The 20,735-nt window shown below is 67.5% G+C and carries 18 protein-coding genes, 1 tRNA gene and 1 pseudogene; 7 read left to right on the top strand and 13 right to left on the bottom strand.

Features of this window, described 5'->3' with window-relative positions:
- Positions 1–35 precede the first annotated feature (35 nt).
- The gene (locus AL755_RS11755) at positions 36–1,187 is read right to left on the bottom strand and encodes an acyl-CoA dehydrogenase family protein (protein ID WP_054011163.1); all 1,152 of its coding nucleotides are present in this window, start codon (positions 1,185–1,187) and stop codon (positions 36–38) included.
- 11 nt (positions 1,188–1,198) lie between these two features.
- Positions 1,199–2,503: a M20/M25/M40 family metallo-hydrolase gene (locus AL755_RS11750; RefSeq protein WP_054011162.1), complete on the bottom strand. Its 1,305-nt coding sequence runs from the start codon at positions 2,501–2,503 to the stop codon at positions 1,199–1,201.
- A gap of 195 nt (positions 2,504–2,698) precedes the next feature.
- On the opposite strand from AL755_RS11750, the gene AL755_RS11745 reads away from it, so the two are divergent.
- A tRNA-Leu gene (locus AL755_RS11745) sits at positions 2,699–2,781 on the top strand.
- Between the two features lie 102 nt (positions 2,782–2,883).
- On the opposite strand, the gene AL755_RS11740 is transcribed toward AL755_RS11745, so the two are convergent.
- The 4 genes from AL755_RS11740 to AL755_RS11725 are packed head-to-tail and all read right to left on the bottom strand — an operon-like array spanning position 2,884 to position 5,963.
- Entirely contained in the window at positions 2,884–3,204 is a 321-nt protein-coding gene (locus AL755_RS11740) for a carboxymuconolactone decarboxylase family protein (RefSeq protein WP_054011161.1), read from the bottom strand.
- 46 nt (positions 3,205–3,250) lie between these two features.
- A complete protein-coding gene (locus tag AL755_RS11735; protein ID WP_054011160.1) occupies positions 3,251–4,108 on the bottom strand; it encodes an aldo/keto reductase in 858 nt (285 codons plus the stop codon).
- Between the two features lie 27 nt (positions 4,109–4,135).
- Positions 4,136–4,546, bottom strand: a complete 411-nt coding sequence (locus AL755_RS11730; protein ID WP_054011159.1) for a (R)-mandelonitrile lyase — start codon at positions 4,544–4,546, stop codon at positions 4,136–4,138.
- A gap of 31 nt (positions 4,547–4,577) precedes the next feature.
- Entirely contained in the window at positions 4,578–5,963 is a 1,386-nt protein-coding gene (locus AL755_RS11725; RefSeq protein ID WP_054011158.1) for an MFS transporter, read from the bottom strand.
- Between the two features lie 133 nt (positions 5,964–6,096).
- On the opposite strand from AL755_RS11725, the gene AL755_RS11720 reads away from it, so the two are divergent.
- Entirely contained in the window at positions 6,097–6,984 is an 888-nt protein-coding gene (locus AL755_RS11720; RefSeq protein ID WP_054013023.1) for a helix-turn-helix transcriptional regulator, read from the top strand.
- A 27-nt stretch (positions 6,985–7,011) separates the two neighbouring features.
- Here the strand turns inward: AL755_RS11720 and AL755_RS11715 are convergent, their stop codons facing one another.
- Positions 7,012–7,848, bottom strand: a complete 837-nt coding sequence (locus AL755_RS11715; RefSeq protein ID WP_054011157.1) for a PhzF family phenazine biosynthesis protein — start codon at positions 7,846–7,848, stop codon at positions 7,012–7,014.
- 98 nt (positions 7,849–7,946) lie between these two features.
- On the opposite strand from AL755_RS11715, the gene AL755_RS11710 reads away from it, so the two are divergent.
- Positions 7,947–9,653: an alpha/beta-hydrolase family protein gene (locus AL755_RS11710; protein WP_082369193.1), complete on the top strand. Its 1,707-nt coding sequence runs from the start codon at positions 7,947–7,949 to the stop codon at positions 9,651–9,653.
- Between the two features lie 15 nt (positions 9,654–9,668).
- On the opposite strand, the gene AL755_RS11705 is transcribed toward AL755_RS11710, so the two are convergent.
- Positions 9,669–10,157 (bottom strand): DUF2231 domain-containing protein, encoded by a 489-nt coding sequence (locus tag AL755_RS11705; RefSeq protein WP_054011155.1) that lies wholly within the window; start codon positions 10,155–10,157, stop codon positions 9,669–9,671.
- 153 nt (positions 10,158–10,310) lie between these two features.
- Here AL755_RS11705 and AL755_RS11700 point away from each other — a divergent pair, with 153 nt between their 5' ends.
- Together AL755_RS11700 and AL755_RS11695 are read left to right on the top strand one after the other, a co-directional pair.
- The gene (locus AL755_RS11700) at positions 10,311–10,841 is read left to right on the top strand and encodes a sigma-70 family RNA polymerase sigma factor (protein WP_272946702.1); all 531 of its coding nucleotides are present in this window, start codon (positions 10,311–10,313) and stop codon (positions 10,839–10,841) included.
- Complete coding sequence (locus AL755_RS11695) at positions 10,838–11,539, top strand: zf-HC2 domain-containing protein (RefSeq protein WP_054011153.1); 702 nt, start codon at positions 10,838–10,840, stop codon at positions 11,537–11,539. Before AL755_RS11700 ends, AL755_RS11695 begins: the two co-directional genes overlap by 4 nt.
- Before the next feature lie 16 nt (positions 11,540–11,555).
- Here AL755_RS11695 and AL755_RS11690 read toward each other — a convergent pair whose 3' ends face one another.
- The 5 genes and pseudogenes from AL755_RS11690 to AL755_RS11670 form a co-directional block, all read right to left on the bottom strand.
- On the bottom strand, positions 11,556–12,092 hold the full coding sequence (locus AL755_RS11690; protein ID WP_054011152.1) for a COG4315 family predicted lipoprotein: 537 nt from the start codon (positions 12,090–12,092) through the stop codon (positions 11,556–11,558).
- A 239-nt stretch (positions 12,093–12,331) separates the two neighbouring features.
- Positions 12,332–13,957 (bottom strand): annotated as a pseudogene (locus AL755_RS11685) (MFS transporter); the annotation flags it as partial.
- Positions 13,958–14,192: 235 nt separating this feature from the next.
- On the bottom strand, positions 14,193–15,125 hold the full coding sequence (locus AL755_RS11680; protein WP_054011151.1) for a MaoC/PaaZ C-terminal domain-containing protein: 933 nt from the start codon (positions 15,123–15,125) through the stop codon (positions 14,193–14,195).
- Positions 15,122–16,492 carry a 3-oxoacyl-ACP reductase gene (locus AL755_RS11675; RefSeq protein ID WP_054011150.1) on the bottom strand — a complete coding sequence of 457 codons (1,371 nt, stop codon included), beginning with the start codon at positions 16,490–16,492 and terminating at the stop codon, positions 15,122–15,124. The genes AL755_RS11680 and AL755_RS11675 overlap by 4 nt, the downstream gene beginning before the upstream one ends.
- Before the next feature lie 5 nt (positions 16,493–16,497).
- Positions 16,498–17,829 (bottom strand): acetyl-CoA C-acetyltransferase, encoded by a 1,332-nt coding sequence (locus tag AL755_RS11670; protein WP_054011149.1) that lies wholly within the window; start codon positions 17,827–17,829, stop codon positions 16,498–16,500.
- Positions 17,830–17,893: 64 nt separating this feature from the next.
- Here AL755_RS11670 and AL755_RS11665 point away from each other — a divergent pair, with 64 nt between their 5' ends.
- Both AL755_RS11665 and AL755_RS11660 read left to right on the top strand, forming a co-directional pair.
- A complete protein-coding gene (locus AL755_RS11665; protein ID WP_237762670.1) occupies positions 17,894–18,616 on the top strand; it encodes a TetR/AcrR family transcriptional regulator in 723 nt (240 codons plus the stop codon).
- Entirely contained in the window at positions 18,613–20,688 is a 2,076-nt protein-coding gene (locus AL755_RS11660) for an acyl-CoA dehydrogenase family protein (RefSeq protein WP_054011148.1), read from the top strand. The genes AL755_RS11665 and AL755_RS11660 overlap by 4 nt, the downstream gene beginning before the upstream one ends.
- Positions 20,689–20,735 lie beyond the last annotated feature (47 nt).

Genomic DNA, 20,735 nt, shown 5'->3' with positions numbered 1-20,735 from the left:
AAGACGCCCGGCACACGGTCTTTTCCCCCATGGGATTAGTCCTCCACGGGGCCCAGCCAGGCGTTGGCGATGGTGCCGTGCGCGGATTCGTCGTCCGAGGGGTGGAACATGCCGGCCAGCACGTCCCGGTACAGCCGGCCCAACTCGCTGCCGGCGAAGTAGCTGCCGCCGCCGCTGACCCGGATGATCAGGTCAACCACCGTGCGCGCCGTCTCGGTGGCGCGGACCTTCAGCCCCACCAACTGGGGGAACCATTGGGCGCCATGGTCGGCGAGCTCGTCGACATCGCGGGCGACGGCGTCCAGCTGCGGGTACAGCCCGTCCATGGCCAGGGCGGCGTCGGCAATGCGCCAGCGGATGTCCGGGTCCTGCGAGTAGGGCTTGCCTGTCTTCTTGGAGGTGCGCTTGTGCACCGTGGCGACGCCGATCTGCAGCGCCCGCTCCCCCAGGCCCGTGTAGACGGCGGCCAGCAGGGTTTCAAAGCAGGCGAAGATGGCAAAGATCAGGGGGTCGCTGTTGGGGCCCACGGGAAGTTTCCTGAACACCCGCCCGGCCGGGGCCACGGCACCGTCAAGGACCGTTGTGTTGGACTGGCTGGCGCGCATGCCCAGGGTGTTCCAGTCGTCCTTGATGGAGTAGCCCGGGGTGTCCCGGGTGATGAAGGCGTGCACCAGCGCCGGCTCCTCCCCCGTGGTGTCCTTGCCAAAGATGCCCAGGCGTGTCCAGGCCGGTGACAGCGAGGTGAAGATCTTGGTGCCCGTGAACGCATAGGAGCCATCCCCCAACGGCGCCGCCACGGTGTTGGAGTCGAACAACACCGAATCGTTGCCGGCCTCGGAGTTGCCAAACGCGAACACCTCGCCGTTCACGGCTTCCGTGAGGACATAGTGCAGGGAGTCGTCGCCGCGCCGGGACAACACGTGCGCGACGCCGGTCCAGACCAGGTGCATATTGATCGCCAACGCGGTGGCGGGGGCCGCCGTGGCCAACCTGCGCTGCGCGGCGGCGACCTCCCGCAGCCCAAAGCCGAGACCGCCGTCGTCGGTGGCGGCAAACATCCGCAGGTAGCCCTGGGCCTTGAGTTCGGCCAGGTCCTCGTGGAAGAACTCGTTGCGTTCGTCGTAGCCGGCGGCCCGCTCGCGGAACCGTTCCAGGAGGGCGTCGGGCAGCAGTTCGTGCAGGTCCATGCGGGGTCTCCCTAGTAGTTGCTGAGCAGGCGGTCCAGGACGCGGGCGCCAAACTTCAACGACTCCACCGGCACACGCTCGTCAACGCCGTGGAACATGCCCGTGAAATCAAGGTCGGCCGGCAACTGGAGGGGGGCAAAGCCGTAGCCGGTAATCCCGAGCCGGCTCAGCGACTTGTTGTCCGTGCCGCCGGAGAGCGTGTAGGGCAAGACGGTGGCGCCGGGGTCCTCGACGTGGAGGGAATCGATCATGGCGTCCACCAGGTTCCCCGCGAACGGGGTTTCCAGCGAGACATCGTTGTGGATGGTGGAGATCTCGATCCCGTCCCCGGCCAGTTCACGCACCAGTTCCAGGACTTCCTCATGGCGGCCCGGCAGCGTGCGTACATCGACCATGGCCTCGGCAGTGGCGGGAATCACGTTGGCCTTGTAGCCGGACTGCAGGAACGTGGGGTTCGCCGTGTTTTGCAAGGTAGCGCCCACGAACCGGGCCACCGTCCCCAGCTGGTCCAGCAGGATCTGCGGGTTGCCTTCGTCGAATTCGACGCCGGTCAGTTCCGAGACGCCCTCCAGGAACTGCCGGGTGGTGGGCGTGTACTCGATGGGCCACTCGTGGTCACCGATCCTGGTGACGGCGCGGGCCAGCCGGGTGACGGCGTTGTCGGTGTTGATCTGTGAGCCGTGCCCGGCGCGGCCGTGGGCCGTCAGGCGCAGCCAGGACAGGCCCTTCTCGGCGGTCTGGAGCAGGTACGCGCGCTTGCCGCCAATTTCGGCGGAGAATCCGCCCACCTCGGAGATGGCCTCGGTGGCGCCGTCGAAGAGATCGGGGCGGTTGTCTACCGACCAGCGGGCCCCGTAGCTGCCGCCGGCTTCCTCGTCGGCAAAGAAGGCGAAGATCAGATCACGCTTTGGTTTGCGGTTCTCCCGACCCATGGAACGCATGACGGAGAGGGTCATGGCGTCCATGTCCTTCATGTCCACGGCCCCGCGGCCCCAGATCAACCCGTCCTTCTCCAGGCCGCCGAACGGGTCAACGCTCCATTCGTGGGCCAGCGCCGGAACCACGTCGAGGTGGCCGTGCACCACCAGGGCCGGCAGGGATGGGTCGCTGCCCTCAACGCGGGTCACCACGTTGGCGCGGCCCGGCGCGGATTCATAGAGTTCCGGTGTCAAGCCGGTGTCGGAGATGAGGGCTGCGACGTGCTCGGCGATGGCGCGCTCACCGGGGCCCTCATTCGTGCCGAAGTTGCTGGTGTCGAAACGGATCAGGTCCTGGCAGATGCCAACTACTTCTTCGTCGGGCCGAACGGTGTTCACGAGGGGGCTCCTTAGGGCTTTTCAAGTGTTTGTTTCAGCCTACATCCTGGGTGTTGGGGGCCCTTTGAGGGGGTCGAATGGGGTCATGAACCACTCGATTGTTCTTTCACCCAAAACCTGTGCTATCGTATTCATCGCTGCTTCGGGGGCAAACGATACGACTGAGAGGTTGGAATCGAGCTCCTGATGACACCTGCGCGGGTGGCGGAATGGCAGACGCGCTAGCTTGAGGTGCTAGTCCTGGAAACGGGGTGGGGGTTCAAGTCCCCCTCCGCGCACAAGATGGCCCGGAAGATCAATTGATCTTCCGGGCCTTTTTTGTTTGCCCAGGAATGGTCAAATGCGTGGCCGGGTGTGATCCCGCTCGCATTTGCGCCGGGTCAGGCCTCGAAGATTTCCTTGGCCAGGGTGATCGCGGACATCGCCTTGGGCCAGCCGGCATAGAAGGCCAGGTGGATGATGGCCTCCTTGAGTTCGGTTTCCGTCAGCCCGTTGGCCTTGGCCCGTGCCAGGTGGCCGCGGAGCTGTTCGGTGCTGCCGCTGGTGACCAGGCTGGACACCGTGACGAGGCTCCGGTCCCGCGGGGAAAGTTCGTTCCGTTCCCAAATGTCCCCGAAGAGCACGCCGTCCGTCAGCTCGACGAGCTTGGGGGCGAAGTCGCCGATGAGTTGCCGGGCCCGGGTCTGGGATGAATCAGTCATTCTTGACCTCTTTCGATGATTGGGTAGGTAGGGGTTTTCGCCGGTGTCAGTTGTAGCGGCGCCCGCCGAGCCAGCTGACCATGGCGGGGTCGCGGTGGTCGAAGAATTGGCTGGTACCGGCGTCGAGGGTCGCGATCGTGGCCATCTGCTCCTCGGTGAGGGTGAAGTCGAAGACATCCATGTTTTGGGCCATTCGCTCCGCCTTCACCGACTTGGGGATGACGACGACGCCGCGCTGGGTGAGCCAGCGCAGCACGACCTGGGCGACGGACTTGCCGTGTGCCGCACCGATCGCGCCAAGCAACGGATTGGTGAACAGGCCGTTCTTCCCTTCGGCGAACGGCCCCCAGGACTCGATCTGCACGCCGCGTTCGATCATGAGGGCCTGGTCGGCGGCGCGCTGGTGGAAGGGGTGGGTTTCGATCTGGTTGACGGCCGGGACAATCTCGTTGTGGTCAATGAGGTCAACCAACCGGTCCGGGTGGAAGTTGGACACTCCGATCGCCCGGGCCAGGCCTGCCTTGTTCAGCTTTTGCAGGGCCCGCCATTCGCCGTAGTAGTCGCCCAGCGGCTGGTGGATCAGGTACAGGTCCAGGTAGTCCAGGCCGAGCCGGTTGAGCGAGTTGTCGAAAGAGCGTCGGGTGTCCTCCTCGACGCTGCCGGTGGGGGCGTGCTGGATCCAGAGTTTGGTGGTGACGAACAGGTCTTCGCGGGCGATGCCGCTGGCCTTGATGGCGGCCCCGACGGCTTCTTCGTTGCCGTAGGAGGCTGCCGTATCCAGGTGGCGGTACCCGGTGGCGAGTGCGCTCTCCACGGCTGCCTGGGTCTCACCGTCGGGGATCTGGTAGACCCCGAAGCCGAGGATGGGCATCTGGACGCCGTTGTTGAGTGTCACGTTGTGCATGGAGTTTTCCTTTGTTGGTGGTTGTGGTTAGCGGGAAGCTTGTTTGGTGGCGGTTTCGTAGTCCTGCTCGGTGACCGGTTCAGCCCAGGTGGCGCCGGATCCGTCGTCGTGTTCGGCCAGGGCCAGATGACCCATCATGGTGTCCGGGGTGGCGCCGTGCCAGTGCTCCTCCCCGGGCGGCGTGTGGACCGTGTCGCCGGCGCGCATGCGGATGACGTTCCCGTCACGGGTGGCGACCAGCCCTGTCCCGTCGGTGCAATGCAGGGTTTGGCCCAGCGGGTGCGAGTGCCAATTGGTGCGGGCGCCGGGGGTGAACCGGACCAGCGCGGCGATGAGCCGGGACGGCGCCTCGCCGGCGTGCAGCGGGGTGAGGTAGACGTCGCCCGTGAACCGCTCCTTCGGGGCTTTTGCCGTGGGGGCTGGTGGTATCAATTCCATGTCGTTGCTTCCCTTTTTGTGCCGTGGTTGCTCAGTGCTGTGGTTGTTTCGGATTGCGCAGCGCCAGGGACGCGGCGGTCAAGATAAGGAGGATGACGGCTGTGGTGCCGAGTCCCAGGCGGAGCCCGTCCATGAAGCCGTGCCCGGCCAGCAGGGCACCGTAGATCGCGACGCCAAGGGACCCGCCGAGCTGCCGGGCGGTGTTGATGACCCCGCCCGCGGTGCCCGCAGTCTCCACCGGCACCTGGTCCATGACCAGTGCGATGATGGGTGGCACCGTGAAGGAGCCGCCGACGCCGACCGGGACCATGACGAGCGCCACGAGCAGGAGGGGTGCATTGGCGGGCACCAGCCACAGGCCGAGCAGGCCCAGGGCCATGAGCAGCTGGCCGGCAGCGATCATGGCCGCGTTGCCGTAGCGGATCATCAGCCGGGCCGCGAAGGGGTTAAGAAGGGCGACCAGGCCCGTCATGGGCAGGAACAGGAGTCCGGTTTCCAACGCCGTCGCCCCGCGTTGCTGCTGGAAGTACAGGCTTTGCAGGAAGACGACGCCGTAGAAGGCCGCCATCGTCACGGTCGCGATGACCACGGCGGAGGAGAGCGTGCGTGAACGGAACAGCTCCAACGGGACCATGGGATGGGTCCCCCTGGCCTGTGCCAGCACGAAGGCGGCTGCCGATGCCGCACATGCAACGAGGAGCGTGATGATTTCGGGGCTTGAGTAGCCGATGTGTGCGCCCTCGATGATGGCGTACGTCAGGCTCGCCAGGAATAGCACCGCGGTGATCTGGCCGACCCAGTCGAAGGGCACGGGGCGTCGCGGTGATGGGGCGACACGGGCCAGGACGACGAGGGCGCCCGCCCCGACGGGAAGGTTGACGAGGAAGATCAGCCGCCAGTCGAGCTGGGTGAGGAGGCCGCCGAGGACCGGGCCTGCCGCCGCGGCGACGGAGCCGCCCAGGCCCCAGTACACGATGGCCCGGCCCCGCCGGGCCGCGTCCTGGTAGGCCTCCCGGATGAGTGCGAGGGAACTAGGGGTGATCATCGCTGCGCCGATGCCCTGCAGGATCCGCCCGGCAATGAGGGCCGGGAGGCTGGGGCTGAAAGCGCACGCGGCGGATGCCACGGTGAACAGGACCATGCCAAAAGCGTACGCGCGGCGGGCTCCGACCCGGTCGGAAAACGTCCCCGAAAACAATTGCAGGGCCGAGAACATCAGGGTGTAGCCGGTGACGATCCACTGCAGCCCGGACAGTCCGCCCCCAAGATCGTTCCGGATCGCCGGAAGGGCCACGTTGACGATCTGGGCATCCAGGGCGACGACGAAGAAGCCCAGCATCGCTGCCGCAAGCGCTGCCGCAAGCGCTGCCCGTGGCCGGGCCGCCGTCATCGGAGGGTTGAGTGTGGAGACTGACATGGTGACCTTTGGACGGGGAGTGAACGGGTGTTGATTCAAGAAAACCAGCCCCGATCCCGGCGTGGAAGGACCTGCCGTGAGGTGTACTGCCAGTTCCTGTTAGGAAGGGCCGGTCCGCCGTAATGTGGAGGTCATGGACAACAGCCAAGACGTCCGCGAGTTCTTGACGAGCCGCCGGTCGCGCATCACCCCCGCCCAGACCGGGCTGCCGGCGTACGGCGGAACTCGGCGGGTCCCGGGCCTCAAACGCGAGGAGGTGGCCATGCTGACCGGCGTCAGCACCGAATACTATGCCCGGCTGGAACGGGGAAACCTGCGCGGAGTCTCCGAAAGCGTTCTGGAATCCCTGGCCGGGGCCCTCCGCCTCGACGAGGCCGAACGGGCCCACCTGCTCGACCTGGCCAGGGCCGCCGCGCCGTCGCCGGCAGCCGGACCACGCCGTTCCCGGACGGAAGTGCGTCCCGGCATTCAACGGCTGCTTGCCGGGATGACGGGTACGCCCGCCTATGTCCGTAATTCCCGCATGGACATCATGGCCGCGAACAGCGCCTGTTTCACCCTCTACGCCGGGATCTTCAGCCCGGAGGCCCTGCCCTTGAACCTTGCCCGGTTCATGTTCCTTGACCCCCGCGCCCGGGAGTTCTTCCTTGAGTGGACGACCCTTGCCGATGACCTTGCCGCCGCGCTCCGCGGCGAAGCCGGACGCAGCCCGCACGACAGGGCGCTGGCCAGCCTCATCGGGGACCTCGCCACGGGAAGCACCGAATTCTCCAAACGCTGGGCACGGCACAACGTCCGCTTCCACCGCACGGCCCGCAAGAGGCTGCACAACCAGCTGGTCGGCGACATCGAGCTCACGGGCGAATCCCTCGAGATCCCCGGCGAGGGCCTGACGATCATCGCCTACACGGCCGAACCGGGAAGCCGGGCGCAGGAGCAGCTTGAATTCCTCGCCAGCTGGAGCACTGCCGGGAAACGCCCCAGCGAAGCCGCGCCGTCGGCCGGCACCACGGCACCCTAAGCGTCCAGCACCCTAAGCGTCCAGGCCCTAAACGTCCAGGGGCACGGCGCTTCCACTGACGTCAATGCCGCCGGTTTCGGGAATGTGCACGGTCAGCAGGGACGGGCGGCCCATATGGTGCCCCTGGTGGACGGTGACGTCCGCGGGGAGCGCCACCAGGCCCAGGTGCCGCAGGTAGCCGCCCAGGGACGCCGCGGCTGATCCCGTGGCGGCATCCTCGCGCACTCCCCCGGGCGGGAACGGATTGCGCACCTCGAAGGTGTGCCCGTCCACGCGATACATGACGCTGACGGTGGCCTGCCACCCTTGTTCGGCCATGAGTGCCTCCAGCGCCGCAAAATCGTAGTCAAGGCCCGCCAGGATGGCGGCGGACGCCACGGGCACCATGGGGTGCCAGTTTCCGGAAAAGGAGATCAGCAACGGTAGCGCGGGGTCCAGGTCCTGGGGACGCAGCCGCAGGGCGGCCAGCAGGCGTACGGCAAGCTCCGGCGCCGGCTCCACCACCTTGGTGTCCACGCTGGTCAGGGTCGCGGTGAGGATTCCGTCCAGCTCCCGGGTGACGACGGGGATCTCCCCCACTGCCGTATGGAAGGTCAGCGGCCCGGGACCGGTCTTCCTGGCCAGGGCAACGGCCGCGGCGATGGTCGCGTGACCGCAAAACGGCACCTCGGCCGCCGGCGCAAAGTACCTCACCTTGAAACTGCCGTCCGCCCGCGGTGAAAGGAAGGCACTTTCCGAGTAGCCAAGCTTGGCGGCGATGGCCTGCATCTGCCGGCTGTCGAGGGTATCCGCCGGCAGGATGACGCCCGCCTGGTTGCCGCCGTCGGGATCCGTGGTGAACGCGCTGTAGTGAAGTATCTCCATGTGCAACAGGCTAGTTTGGGTGCGCGGCGCTTTCCATGCCGGAGGGGGGTCCACGGCGGGAAAAGTGGCCTTGTTTAAGCAGATAGCATAGGGGGTCCATGGCGTCACCGCAGGGGGAACACCACATGAATTGGAACCGGCTGTCCGGTCTTCTCGGCGCCGCGGCGGGGCTTGCGGCCGTTGGGCTCGCGATGACTCCGTCCCTGGTGCCCCGTCCGGCCCTGTTCCAGGGTTTCCTGGCGGGCCTGAGCTTTTCCCTGGCCTATCTGCTGGCGGCGTGGATCACCCGTGCCGTGGGTGTGGCCGTGGCACGACGCCGGGGCCGCAGCTTTGCCGATCGGCTCACCTGGGGGACGCGGGGCCGGGTGCTGGCGGCGGTTGCCGCCCTCCTCTATGTCGCTGCCATTGCTGTTGCCACCATCGCCTGGCAAAACGACGTTCGCGCCCATGTCGACATGCCTCCTGCGGACGGCGTGAACCTGGCGACCTTCACCGTAGTGGCCGTGGTGGTTGGCGCCATTGTGTTTGCCGCCCGCCGGGGACTTTCCGTCATCGCGGCTCGGACCCGCCGCATGGTCCGCCGCCGCAGCAACCGGCCCGGACTGGCTAAGGCCTCCGGTTTGCTTGCCGGGGCACTGTGCGCGGCGTTGGCGCTGAGCCTGCTGGTCGGTGGGGCGCTGCTTGGCACCGACCGGGTGTATGCGGCCCGCAACGCCACAACGCCCGCCGGGATCACGGAGCCGGCGTCGACCTTTCGCTCCGCGGGCGCCGCTTCCGCCGTCGTCTGGTCCCAACTGGGCATGCAGGGCCGGGCCTTTGTAGGCGGCGGGCCGACCGCCGCACAGATCAGCGCCGTGACGCATCAACCGGCCAAGGAACCCGTCCGGGTCTACGTGGGATCGGCACAGGAGGATTCCGCCGAGTCCCGGGCCGCGCTGGCCGTGGCGGAACTCAAGCGCACCGGTGGCTTCGCCAGGGGCAGCCTGATTATTGCGACGCCCACGGGCTCAGGCTGGCTGGAACGCCAGGCCATGGACTCGGTGGAGTACCTGCACGGCGGGGACACCGCGATTGTCTCCCTGCAGTATTCCTACCAGCCCAGCTGGGTGTCGTTCCTGTTCCATGAGGACCTTCCGCGGGAGTCCGGGCAGGCGCTCTACCAAGCCGTGCACAAGGAGTGGCTGGCCATGCCCGCAGCGGCCCGGCCCAAACTGTATGTGTATGGATTGAGCCTTGGCGCGGCCGGCATGCAGTCGGCCTTCAAGGACGCCGCGGACCTGACCGGATCCGTGGACGGCGCTGTATTCTCCGGTGCCCCCAACAATTCCCAGCCGTGGCGTTCCCTGCAGGCCGCCCGTGATGCCGGCTCCCCTGTTTGGCAACCCGTGTACGACGGCGGCCGGCACATTCGCTGGTTGTCCAAGCACGGCGATTTTTCCCGCGTGCCGGGCCCCTGGGAGGCGGGCCGGGTGGCGTACCTCCAGCACGGCACGGACGCCGTGAGCTGGCTGACCCCCACCCTGATCTGGCAGCGTCCCGACTGGCTGGGCGGCAGCGCCGCCCAGGGCGGCCGGGCACCCGACGTCAGCGATTCCATGGTGTGGATTCCGTTGGTGACCTACCTGCAGGTGGCCTTCGACATGTTCATGGGTGAGGCGGTGCCGGCCGACCACGGGCACAACTTCGGCGACGTGGCCGTGGAGGCCTGGAACAACGTGGCCCCCAGCGGCCTGGACCAGCCGGCCGTGGACAGGATCCAGGCGGTCATCGCCGCCTACCCGTATGAGGACGCCATGACGTCCTAGGGACCGCTACGCCGCTCAGGACCCGAGCAGGCCGCCCCACACGGCCCGTGAACCTGCCTCGCCAATGACCGCCACGTCCGCCGTGATGCCAACACATGCCAACAGCACCGCCACCGTGACAAGCACGGCCACGGTTGCGGCAAACCGCGGGCCGATCCGCGCCCGCAGCCGGGCGCGCATGGCCAGGCGGTGCCAGAACCACGCGACGATCGCCGCGCCCATCAAGGCCCACGCCCACGGCAGCAGGGTCCGGCCGTCGTTGGCATGTTGGAGGATGGCCGGCGTCTGGGCAACCCGCAGCAGCAGCCACTCCCCCGCCTTCATGGTGACAAACACCAGCGCCACACACGCGATCCCCAGGGCCGGGGTCAGCAATCCCAGACGGCGCCGCGCCATGGGCCACACCATGGTGGCCGCCGTACAGAGCGCCGTGAGTGGAACAATGACCACCACGGCGTGGACGAGGAGAATGTGAAGAGGCAGGCCGTTAAATTCGTACGTCATGGTTTCGACTCCCGGAGTATCGGGTGGGTGGGTCTCATAGCCTTCATACGGGGCGGGGGCCCGCGGGGTTCAATGGGACGGCTGGCCCGGCGCCGTGAAGGGTGATTGAACCGTTCCGCCCGGTGATTCGTGTTAAGGGCAAAGGAGGCATGTGTGAACCAGCAAGGACGACCCCAGGCGCCGGCGCGGCATGATGCCATGTTGGCCCTGCACGAGGACTATGCCGCCGTGCTCACCCGCTTTGTCCGCCGGCTCACCACCGAGGGAACGGTGGCCGAGGACGTGGTGGCGGAAACCCTGCTGCGCGCCTGGGAGCACCAGGATGTGTTGCAGCGCCCGGAGGGGGCATTGCGGGCCTGGTTGTTCACGGTGGCGCGGAACCTGGTCATCGATGACTGGCGCAGTGCGCGCCACCGGTTGGAACGGGCCCGGGCCGAACTGCCCGAAAACGCCGCCCCCGACCAGACGGACAGGATCCTTGACACCTGGCTGGTGGCGGAGGCGATGGCCACGCTGACGGAGGATCATCGCGCGGTGATTACGCGCGCGTATTTTGGCGGCGAGGACACCGGCACCATCGCCGCGGCCTTGGGCATTCCGGCGGGAACAGTGAAGTCCCGCCTCCATTACGGATTGCGGGCATTGAAGCTCGCGCTGGCTGAGAACGGGGTGGGCAGGCCATGACCGGTCAAAGGCCCGATGAGGCGCAGGATCCGTACGCGCTCTGGGACGGCGCCTATGTGCTTGGTGCCCTGCCGCCGGCGGAACGGCGCGAATTCGAGGACCACCTGGCCGGCTGCGCGTCCTGCCGGGCCAGGGTGGCCGCCGTTTCCGGGCTGCCAGGCTTGTTGTCGGCTGCGGGGGCGGAGGCCTTTGCCCCAGCGGCGGAGTCGGCACCGCCGGCACCATACGCCCTCTATGCCGAAAAGGTACGACGCCGTAGGGCCCGCCGGGTGGGCCTCGCGGCCGCCGCCGTGCTCGTCGTCGGACTCGGCATGGGTGCGGCGGGCCTGGGGCTTGGCCGGCAGTCGGCTCCGCCGCAGGCGTCCGTCGCGGCAGGAGCGGCCCTTCATTTTGCCGACGCCGGTACGTCGAGCCCATTGCAGGCCACGGGCACCCTGACCGCCGAGCCGTGGGGAAGCAGGTTGAGTTGGAGCTGCAGCTATGCGGCTGCCGGAACACCCGGCTACACCGCCCCGTCGGCCTATGAACTCGTGGTGGTGACCCGTGCGGGCGCGAGCACCGTGGTGGGCAGCTGGAGCGCCGGACCCGGGGAGACCGTCAATCCGGTGGCGTCCACGAGCGTGCCGAAGCAGGACATTGCCAGCGTGATTATCCGCAGGACGGGCTCCGGTGTGGCCCTTTTGGCGGCCACACCGTAGCTCCAAGCCGGGCCGCTTAGTAACCTTGGCCGTAGCTTCCGCTGCTGGCAGGTGCCGACGATGCGGGTGCCGGGGCGGCGGTGATCTTCTTGCCGGTGGGTGCCACGACCCACCAGATGCCGCCGTATCCCTGGCCGGTCACGTCGCCGGCTGCGGCGTCGGGTGCATAGGTGTACAGGGGCAGCCCGTCGACCGTGACCTGCTTGGTGCCGTTGGGCAGGCTGATGGTGCCCACCGTGCCGGTGACGCCCGTGACCGTGGGGGTGGCGGTGGTCGAGGTGATGGCGGGCCAGAGCGTGGCACAGGGCCCCGTGCAGGCGCTGGTCCCGGCGCCGGCCTTGTCCTTGTCAAAGACGTACGCCGTCTTTCCCTGACCATTGACGATGATGGTGCCCAGCGTCGATTGTGCCGTGCCCAGGCCCGAGGACGTGCCTGGGGCGGAGGCGGCAGGGGTGGTGCCGGACCCGCCCGAGCCGGCGCCCGTGCCGCAACCGGCCAGGACCAGGACCGACAGGGAGGCCGTGGCCGCCACTTTCCAGAGATGACTTTTCATGGTGATGCACTTCCGTTCGCCGCGAAGGGATGCGGCAGTCAACCACCGCACCCCTTGAACGGAACGCGCACCACTTTGGTTCAGCCTGTTGTAGGCGTTAACGACGTACAGCCCCGTGGAGGGGCTGTACGTTGCGCAAACCGCGCCGGCAGGAGACGGTTGGCGCGTTGTTAGTTCCGCCCGGCCGGGGCGCCGGCCGTCGAGGACTCGGTTTCTGTCTCTGTTTCTGTCTCAATGAGAGTTGCATCAACCACGACGTCGGCCACGGCCGCCACCGACTGGCCGGCCAAGGCGCCGGCGGTTGCGCCGTCGTCGTTTTTGGTTGCCACCATCTCCACCGTGCGGCGCAGCGGGATCTCCTTGATCAAGAGGACGGCGATCAGGGCGACAACCGCGATGCAGGCGCTGATCATGAAGATCATGGCGGCACCGTCACCGTAGGAGGCGCGGACGATCAACTTGATCGGTTCGGGCATCGTGGAAAGGTCCAGTTCCGCGCCGCCGCCGGCAGGGGCCTTGATGCCGATTCCGGCGAGGCCCTCGGTGATCAGCTTGGCGACCTTGGTGCCCATCATGGCGCCCAGTACGGCAACGCCGGCGGCACCACCAACGGTGCGGAAGAACGCCACCGAGCCGGATGCGGAGCCAATGTCCTTGGCTTCGACCGTGTTTTGCACGGCGAGGACCAGGTTCTGCATCATCATGCCCAGGCCCAGGCCGAAGATGAACGTGTAGATGCCCACGAGGGTCAGTGACGTCTGGTGGTCCATGGTGCCGGCCAGGCCCAGGCCGACGATCAGCAGGACGGCGCCGCCCACGAGGAAGCGCTTCCACTTGCCGGTGCGGGTCACGAGCTGGCCGGAGACGACGGCGCCGATCAGGTTGCCGGCGATCATCGGCAGGGTCAGCAGGCCGGCCTCGGTGGGCGTTGCGCCACGGGCCACCTGGTAGTACTGGCCCAGGAACGTCGAGGACGCGAACATGGCGATGCCAACGGAGACCGAAGCCACGATGGCCAGGGCCGTGGTGCGCTGGCGGATGATCTTCAGCGGGATGATCGGCTGGGAAACCTTCGTTTCGACAAAGATCAGCGCGGCCAGCAACAGGACGCTGCCGCCGACCATGAGGGCCGACTGCGGGGAAACCCAGTCGTAGTAGCCGGCCTGGCCGGCGAAGGAGACCCAGATCAGCAGCAGGCTGACTCCGGAGGTCAGCAGGATGGAGCCGAGCCAGTCGATCTTGGCGGGCCGGCGCACGTGCTTGATCTTCAGCGTGAACTGCAGCAGCACCAGGGAGATGACGGCCAGCGGCACGCAGACAAAGAACGTCCAGCGCCAGCCCAGCGGGCTGTCCACGATGTAACCGCCCAGCAGGGGGCCGCCGGCGGTGCCCACGGCCATGACCGCTCCCATGTAACCGGAGTAGCGGCCACGCTCACGCGGCGGGATGATGGTGCCGATGATGGCCTGGGCCAGGGCGGTCAGGCCACCCATCGCAACACCCTGGATGACGCGGGCCGTCAACAGGAACGGGATGGTCGTGGCGAAACCCGCCATGACCGATCCCGCCACGAAGATGACGATGCTCAGCTGGACCAGCAGCTTCTTGTTGAAAAGGTCGGCAAGCTTGCCCCAGATGGGCGTGGTGGCGGCGTTGGCGAGCAGCGCGGCGGTGATGACCCAGGCGAAGTCGGTTTGCGTGCCGTGGAGCTGGTCCATGATGGTGGGCAGCGCGTTGGCCACGATCGTGGAGGACAAAATAGCCGTGAAGAATGCGGCCAGCAGGCCCGTCAGCGCCTCAAGCACCTGGCGGTGCGTCATCCCTGATTCGTTCGGGGTTGCGGCCGCCTGGTTCGGTGGGGCCATGGTGGATCTATTTTTCATGCTGCCTGGGTGTCCTGCCGTTTGAAAGAGTGAAAGTGATGTGGCCGCGGCCATGCCATTCAAGGCGCCGCATAGAAAGTTGCCTTATACAACTATAATTCCCGGCGTTGATTAGGACAACTAAACATTGCTGTTGGATGCGTCACTTAAACGACGCTGCCCGCAACCGGTGGTACCGGTTGCGGGCAGCGTCGGCGGGTTGGCGGGCGTGGTGTCCTTAGGCGGCGCCGGCTCCCGCCGTAACGCTCCCGTGGAAGTATGCCCTGGTGCTGCGCGCGTTCCAGGCCGTGAATTCCGAACCCAGCCAGGCGCCGTCGTCGGCCAGCGAATCGGCAATGTGCAAGGACACGGTGGCGGGCAGGAAGATGGGAGAGTCAAAGCTGATGTCCCAGCTGAAGCCCACCGGCTTGGGCGAGCCGATGTCGCCCACCACGCGGGCGGCCGCGTACATGCCGTGGGCGATGGAGCGCCGCAATCCCAGTGCCTTGGCCGACAACACGCTCAGGTGGATGGGGTTGAAGTCGCCGGAGACCGCCGCGTACGCCCGGCCCGTGTCCACGCCGAGCTGCCACTGGGCCGTGGGCGGGGGTGGCGAGAAGACCGGCCGCTCCCCCGGCGCGGATGGTGTGGCGGGCTTGTCGAGCCCGGGCAGGAACACGCCTTTGGCAAGATACGTCGAAACACCGCGCCACAGCACGTCCGTGCCGTCGTCGGTGCAGACCTCAACGACCAGTTGCACCTGGGTGCCGCTGCGGTGTCCGGCCAGGTCGCGGGCCCAGGAACGGATCCGCAACACGTCGGTGAAGTGGATCTGGGCGAAGTGCTGCACCTGGTTGCGCAGGTGGATCATGCCCAGCAGGGGCAGCGGAAAATCCTCCTGCACCATGACGGACATGGCCACGGGGAACGCCAGCGCGTGGATGTAGCCCGAGGGCAGCACGTCGCGGGCGGGCTTGCCCATCAGGTGCGCGAACGCCGTCAACTTGGCAAGGTCCGCGCTCACGCCGCGCACCTCCACGGCCCGGGCCGGCAGGGCCACCACCGGCGTTGCCCGGAGCAGCCGCTGCCGGGCCGCCGTGGCCGCCGCATTCACATACAACTTTGACAGCGACGGCATCTCGCTCAGCTCAGTGTCCGCCGGCATGCTCATTGCCCCACCAGGTTTTGCCCGCACACGCGCAGCACGTTGGCGGTGACGCCCGCGGCGGCCTCCGAGGCAAAGAACGCGATGGCCTCCGCCACATCACCGGGCAGCCCGCCCTGTTGCAGGCTGTTCAGCCGCCTCGCCACCTCGCGGGTCGCGAACGGGATCTTTGCGGTCATGTCCGTTTCGATGAAACCGGGGGCGACGGCGTTGACGGTGCCGCCGCGTTCGGCCAGCAGCGGCGCCGTGGAGCGGACCATGCCGATGACGCCGGCCTTCGACGCGGCGTAGTTGGTCTGGCCGCGGTTGCCGGCAATGCCGCTCGTGGACGCCACGCTGATGATCCGCGGATGGTCGGTGAAGTGGCTGCTGGCCAGGAACGCCTGGTTCATGCGCAGCTGGGCGGCAATGTTGACGGCAATGACGGAATCCCACCGCCCCGGATCCATGTTGGCGAGCAGTTTGTCCCGCGTAATGCCGGCGTTGTGCACCACGATGTCGAGCCGGCCGTACCTCTGCGCGGCGTGGTCAAGGATGCGCGCGCCCGCCTCGGTGGCCGTGATGTCCAGTTGCAGCGCGGTCCCGTGAATTTCATTGGCGACGGCGGCCAGGTGGTCCCCGGCGGCGGGGACGTCCACCACGATGACCTTCGCGCCGTCGCGGGCCAGGGTGCGGGCAATGGCGGCACCGATGCCGCGGGCTGCTCCCGTGACGACGGCGACCCGACCGGCCAGCGGGCTGTCCCAATCGGTCTCCTGTTCCGCGCCCTCCAGTGATGCGGTGAGGAACTGGCCGTCCACAAAGGCGGAGCGGGCGGAGAGGAAGAAGCGCAGGGCGGCCGTTGCACCCGGGGATGTCGCGGCAACGCCGTTGGCCAGGAGCACGCCGTTCGCCGTGGCGCCGGCGCGGAGTTCCTTGGCCAGTGACCGGATGATCCCGTCGACCCCGTTGCGGGCCGCGGCCACCGCGGGAGCGTCGTCAACCGTGGCAGCGCGGGAAATGCTCAAGACTCGCCCGTTGCGGGCCAAATCGCGCAGGGACGCGCCCACTTCGCGCAGGGGTGCAGACAACTGCTCGGGATGCGCCAGTTCGTCGAGGGCCAGCACTATGGCACCCAGGCGTTCCTTGGGGGTGGCATGCCGGCGCACGTCCTGGCCCCATGCGAGCAGGACCTTGGCGACGGCGTCGGCACCGTCGCCGTGGCCCACCACCAGGATGGGACCCTGCACCAGCGGTGCGCCCGGCGCGTAGCGGCGCAGGATGGCCGGTTGCGGCAGGCCCAGGCGCTTGGCAAGGTCCCGGCCCAGGCCGCGGCTGACGAATTCGGTGTACTTGTCCACGGGAGCGCGGCCCCCGGTCCTCTTCTCTGCCATGGTTCCTACCTCGATTCCAGCAGGGCCACGACACCCTGACCGCCGGCGGCGCAGACGGAGATCAGCCCGCGTGCCGGGCGGCCGTCCACCAATCCGCGTTCGTGGAGCATCTTGGCCAGTGTGGCCACGATCCGTCCGCCGGTTGCGGCAAACGGGTGGCCGGCTGCCAGGGACGAGCCGTTGACGTTGAGCTTGTTGCGGTCCACGGTACCGAACGCGCCATCCAGGCCCAAGCGGTCCCTGCCGAAGTCCGGATCCTCCCACGCCGCCAGGGTGCTCAGCACGGTGCCGGCAAAGGCTTCGTGGATTTCAAAGTAGTCAATGTCCGCCAGGGTCAGCCCGTTGCGGGCCAGCAGGCGCGGCACGGCAAAGGCCGGTGCCATGAGCAGGCCGTCCTTGCCGTGCACAAAGTCAACGGCCCCGGCTTCGCCGTCCACCACGTTGGCCAGCAGGGGGAGGTCGTGGGCCTGCGCCCATTCCTCCGACGCCAGCAATGCGGTGGAGGCGCCGTCGGTCAGCGGGGTGGAGTTGCCGGCGGTCATGGTGGCGGCGTCGCCGAGGTTGCGGCCAAAGACCGGCTTGAGCGAGGCAAGCTTCTCCAGGGATGTGTCGGCGCGCAGGTTGGAGTCCCGGCTCAGGCCGCGGTACGGGGTGAGGAGGTCGTCGAAGAAGTGGTGGTCGTAGGCGGCCGCCAACCTCTTGTGGCTGGCCAGCGACAACTCGTCCTGCGCCTCGCGGCTGATCTTCCACTGTGCCGTGGTCAGGGCCTGGTGTTCACCCATGGAAAGGCCCGTGCGGGGCTCTCCGGTTGACGGGGCGTCCGGGGACAGGTCCTTGGGGCGGATCCGGCCGGCCACCTTGACCTTCTCGAGCAGGGTCTTGGCGCGGTTGAGGTCCAGCAGGATGGCCCGCAGCCCCTCACTGACGGCAATGGGTGCGTCGGAGGCGGAATCGACACCGCCGGCAATGCCGGATTCAATCTGGCCCAGCTTGATCTTGTTGCTCAGCCCGATCACCGTCTCCAGGCCGGTGGCGCAGGCCTGCTGGAGGTCGTAGGCGGGGGTGGTCGGTGACAACGCCGATCCCAGGACAGCCTCGCGGGTGAGGTTGAAATCCCGGGAGTGCTTCAGGACCGCTCCGGCGGCCACCTCCCCGATGACCTCATCCTGCAGGCCAAACCTTGCCACGAGCCCGTCCAGGGCGGCGGTGAGCATGTCCTGGTTGGAGGAGTGCGCATATGCCCCGCCGGCCCGCGCAAACGGGATGCGGTTGCCACCGACGATGACGGCCTTGCGGACCGTGGGCGTATAACTGGCTGCTGCCGTGGGGGAACTCATGGAGCGGTCTCCTTCAATGTGGCGTGGATTACTGATACCCAGCGTACCTGATACGCTGGGTATCGTGAACACAGCGCAACCCGGGCACCCCGCTCCCCCGCCCGCCACCAGCCCCGGCGGCACCACCGCCACGATCGACGGGCGTTCGGCACGCTGGGAAACCCACCGGGAGCAACGCCGTCGTGAGCTCATCAAGGCCACCCGCCGGGCCATCCACCACCTGGGCGCCGACGCCTCCATGGAGGACATCGCGGCCAACGCCGGCACGTCCAAATCCGTGTTCTACCGCTACTTTGGCGACAAGGCCGGGCTGCAGCAAGCCGTCGGCAAAGTGGTGATCGGCCAAATGCAGGACACCATCCTGGCGGCCGGAAAAACCGCACGGACCCCGCGCGAGGGGCTTGTCAACATGGTCACGGCCTACCTGCAAATGGCCGAGACCTCCCCGAACGTCTACACCTTCGTCACCGCGCCAGGCGACGCGAGCCCGCAGCCCACCGGTGAACTCAGCGGCTTCTTCGACGCCGTGACCGCCATGATCTCCGACCCCCTGCGGGACCTGCTGGGCGGCACCGAATCCCCCCTGCTGGGCTACTGGCCCACCGCGGCCATCGGGCTGGTCCGCACCACCGGCGAACTGTGGTTGAAAACCCCGCCGTCGCCGGCCAAGCCCGACCACCTGGCCATGGCCGAACAAATCTCCACCTGGCTCTTTGACGGCGTGCGACGCCAAGTCACCGCGGCCGCCTCCCCCAACCTGTCACTGCAAGTAGAAGGAATCTCATGACTGACGTATTGACCCCGGCAGCACCAGCCACCAACGGCGACGGCGCAACTGTGAACCAAGCGGCGCTTGGCGAGGCCCTCCTTGGCAAATGGGCGGCGGTCCGCATCCAGGCGCGCGCGCTCGCCGGTGCGCCGGAGCTGCGCAAAATCGAGGGGCTTTCCCACACGGAACACCGCCTGCGTGCTTACGGCCAGCTGGAATACCTGGTGAAGCAAAACGGGGTGCACCGGGCGTTCCCGACGCGGCTGGGCGGCACCGACGACCACGGCGGAAACGTTGCCGGATTCGAGGAACTGGTCATTGCGGACCCGTCCGTGCAGATCAAGGCCGGCGTGCAATGGGGGCTCTTCGGCTCCGCCGTGATGCACCTTGGCTCCCCCGAACACCAGGACAAATGGCTGCCGGGCATCATGAGCCTTGACATTCCGGGCTGCTTCGCCATGACGGAGATCGGGCACGGCTCGGATGTGGCGTCCATTGCCACCACAGCCACCTACGATCCGGCCTCGGAAGAGTTCGTCATCAACACCCCGTTCCGTGCCGCGTGGAAGGAATTCATCGGCAACGCGGCCGTCGACGGGCTGGCGGCAGTAGTCTTCGCCCAGTTGATCACCCGGGGAGTCAACCACGGCGTCCACGCGTTCTACGTGGAGCTGCGCGACCCGGCCACCAAGGAGTTCCTGCCCGGCGTGGGTGGCCTGGACGACAACCTCAAGGGCGGCCTGAACGGGATCGACAACGGGCGCCTGCACTTTGCCAACGTCCGGATTCCGCGGACCAACCTGCTCAACCGCTACGGCGACGTCGCGGCCGACGGCAGCTACAGCTCTCCCATCGCCAGCCCGGGCCGGCGCTTCTTCACGATGCTCGGCACCCTGGTCCAGGGACGGGTGTCGCTCGACGGCGCCGCGGTGGCGGCGTCGAAGGTGGCGCTGAAGATCGCCATCCAGTACGCGTCGGAGCGCCGGCAGTTCAATGCGGCCTCGGACACCGAAGAGGTGGTGCTGCTTGACTACCAGCGCCACCAGCGCCGGCTGCTGCCGCGCCTGGCCACGACGTACGCGGCCGCCTTCGCCCACGAGCAGTTGCTGCAGAAGTTCGACGGCGTCTTCTCCGGGGCGCACGACACCGACGCGGACCGGCAGGACCTGGAAACGCTCGCGGCGGCCCTGAAGTCGCTGTCCACCTGGCACGCCCTGGACACGCTGCAGGAATGCCGGGAGGCGTGCGGCGGTGCCGGATTCATGGTGGAGAACCGTTTCACGTCCCTGCGTGCAGACCTTGACGTGTACGCCACCTTCGAGGGCGACAACACCGTGCTGTTGCAACTGGTGGCCAAGCGGCTGCTGGCGGACTACGGCAAGGAATTCCGGCACATGGACTTCGGCGTACTGGCCCGCTTCGCCGTCAGCCAGGCCACCGACCTCACGTTCAACAAGACGGGCCTGCGCCAGGTGGCCCAGTTCGTCTCCGACACCGGCTCGGCGCAAAAGTCCGTCAAGGCGCTCAAGGACGAGGCCAGCCAGCGGGACATGCTCACCGAACGCGTCCAGGCCATGGTCACGGAGGTTGCCGGCTCCCTGAAGGGTGCGGGGAAGCTGCCCAAGGAAAAGGGCGCCGAGGTGTTCAACTCACACCAGAACGAGCTCATCGAAGCCGCGCGCGCCCACGCCGAGCTGCTGCAGTGGGAGGCGTTCACGGAAGCCCTGCATGCCATTGACGACGCCGGCACCAAAAAGGTGCTGACCCGCCTTCGCGACCTCTTTGGGCTCTCGCTCATTGAAAAGCACCTTGACTGGTACCTGATGAACGGCCGGATTTCCATGCAGCGCGCCCGGACGCTGTCGCCCTACATCAACCGGTTGCTGGCCAAGCTGCGCCCGCACGCCCTGGACCTGGTGGATGCGTTTGGCTACGGGCCCGAGCACCTGCGGGCCACCATTGCCACGGGCATCGAGCGTGAACGCCAGGACGAGGCCCGGGACTACTACCGCACGCTGCGGGCCAGCAAGGACGCGCCGATGGATGAGAAGGTCATGATCCACAAGGCAAGGGCGCACGCGGGCAAGTAACCGATAATCATCCGGCCCATGGTTTGAGCGGCGGCGGCACCCATTGT

This window comes from Arthrobacter sp. ERGS1:01, assembly GCF_001281315.1.
Taxonomy (GTDB): domain Bacteria; phylum Actinomycetota; class Actinomycetes; order Actinomycetales; family Micrococcaceae; genus Specibacter.
The sequence above is the reverse complement of the archived record's forward strand: the minus strand, read 5'-3'. Positions and strand labels throughout refer to the sequence as shown.